This is a genomic window from Aerococcus sp. HMSC062A02, assembly GCF_001809535.1.
Lineage (GTDB): Bacteria > Bacillota > Bacilli > Lactobacillales > Aerococcaceae > Aerococcus.
Map to the genome: position 1 here is coordinate 1 of NZ_KV797945.1, position 2,199 is coordinate 2,199.

A 2,199-nucleotide genomic window follows, 5' to 3' on the forward strand; every position below is an offset into this window, starting at 1 on the left:
TTCTGCATCCTCGAACCCGACTATAGGGTGCGAGCAAGAGCACTTAGCTTTCGAGAGCCCTGAAAGCAAATAGCAACCGCCGATTTGTGCTCAAGAACTCTGAGCGCAGCTAGCAGATAACCCCACCACAATTTGATCAGTACCATTAAAAATAAAAAACGTATCCCCAGTTTCCGCTTGATCTAGTTCCTAGGTCTCCAAGCACTGGAAGGATACGTTTTTTTATTTTAGTCTGCTTTAGCCTGGCGAAGTTTTTCTTCGAGGACCTGGGCTTTCGGATCGAAGTCAGCTAATTGGAGATAATAGGCTGCACTGCTATAAAGGGCCTGGGCTGGGGCTAGGCCAATCAACTCCGTTTCAAGTACAGCCACCCCATAGCGGGCTGCTTCCATGCGGACCGTTTCTAGGATCCGATAGAGGGGCAGGCTGTCCAAGTCCAAGATATTCATGGAGACTTGAACCAAGTCGCGGTCAGTTAGGGCCATACCCAAAGCCTGACAGGCAGGAAAGCCGCCACTCGAACCCCGGACTTTTTTAGCAATCGCCTTAGCCACTTCCAAACGATCCGTGGCTAGGTTCACGTTGAAAGCGACCATAGCTGGACGCGCACCCACAGCAGTCATCCCTGCGCTAGGATGTGGGGCTTGGGGGCCGTAGTCTACCTGCCAAGCCGGGTCAGCGAGCTTATCAGCCAAGCCTTCGAAGCCTCCCCGGCGGATATCAGCCACCCGGCGGCGGGAAGGCTGGCTAGCTGCCTCTCCATAGAGCATCACTGGCAAGTCAAAGTCAGCTGCTAGACGCTCAGCCAGGGCTTCGGCCATCCGACACGCCTGGTCCATAGTGGTCTGGCCCAGGGGAATGAAGGGACAAACATCCAAGGCTCCCATGCGCGGGTGCTCACCCTGGTGCTGGGTGAGATCAATCTTCTCCACTGCGACAGTCGTCATCTTGATCAGTGCTTCGATCAATTGGGGGCCCGTCCCCATTAAGGTAAAGACGGACCGGTGGTGGTCAACGTCAGCTGAATAATCGAGCAGGACTACCCCCGCTACTGACCTGGCCTCTTGAGCGAGGGCCTCCACCACTTCCTGGTCACGCCCCTCAGAAAAATTTGGCACCGCTTCAAACAAGTCTCCCATAATCTGCCACCCTTTCTTGTGATTTCCCTCACTTTACCATAAAGCGATGGAAAAAGCTGGCTGGGAGCTTCAAAGCTTAGCCAAGATCATTCACTGCATATTTTAGGGAGTTGACTGCAAGTTCATAAGGTTCACGATTAGAGCTATCACCTGCAATCTGCTCTAACTCAATGCGCAATTAAGGCAGTTAGCTGCATGGCACCATCATTCGCTTCATGTTTTTGGGGATTGACTGCAAGCTGATAAAATTCACGATCACAGCTATCAAGTGCAAGTTATCCTAACTCAATGCACAATTTAGCCTCTTGACTGCACGCCACCACCATTCACTGTGGATTTAGCAGTTTTGACTGCAAGATATACCGACAAAAGAAGTCTGGAGCCACTAGAATAATTTTTATTCCAATAGCTCCAGACTTAAATATTTTTCACATGCAACCTATACCCGAATTTGCCATGTCAAGCCACACTCTGAGACCCTGATTGTGTGTTAGGCATCGTCAATCCACACTCAAAGGACTTGCTTGGGTGTCGGACACTGTCAACCCACAATCGCAGACTCTACTTGGGTGCTAGACGTCGTTAACCCACACTCAGAGGCTTTACTTGGGTGTCGAGCATCGTCAACCCACAATCGGAAGCTTTGATTGCGTGTTGGGGATTTAACCAAGATTAAACATTAAGGCCCAAACGCCAAGTCTCACGCCCTATAGTCGGGTTCGATCGCGCAGAAGTGGCTCCTCTTCACAAAGATCCTTCGAAGGCTTACAGCCTTCTATGGCTCTTTGCTCCAGAGGTCCACTTCTACCCGCGCTCCCTCACACCCTTATTTAGTCGGGTTCGACTTGGCAGGCTTGGAGTGATTTCACAAGTAAGGAACGAGCGAATGATTCGCTCTTATCCTTACTTGCTCCAATCATCCAAGCCTAAACGCCAAGTCTCACACCCTTATTTAGTTGGGTTCGCAGTTGCAGAAAGGGCTCCTCTTCACAAAGATCCTTCGAAGGCTTGCAGCCGTCTCTGGCATTTTACTCCAGAGCTCCCTTTCTCCCGCATCCTC

1 protein-coding gene is annotated in these 2,199 nt (G+C 50.9%); it reads right to left on the reverse strand.

What is annotated here, in order from left to right; translation table 11 throughout:
* Window positions 1-227: 227 nt before the first annotated feature.
* Window positions 228-1,139 carry a glutamate formimidoyltransferase gene (gene ftcD, locus HMPREF2626_RS08440; protein WP_070620074.1) on the reverse strand — a complete coding sequence of 304 codons (912 nt, stop codon included), beginning with the start codon at window positions 1,137-1,139 and terminating at the stop codon, window positions 228-230.
* Between the last annotated feature and the right edge of the window lie 1,060 nt (window positions 1,140-2,199).

What these genes read in the sequence shown, in the direction of transcription:
- ftcD (WP_070620074.1), bottom strand. Translation starts at nt 1,139, where the DNA reads ATGGGAGACTTGTTTGAAGCGGTGCCAAATTTTTCTGAGGGGCGTGAC.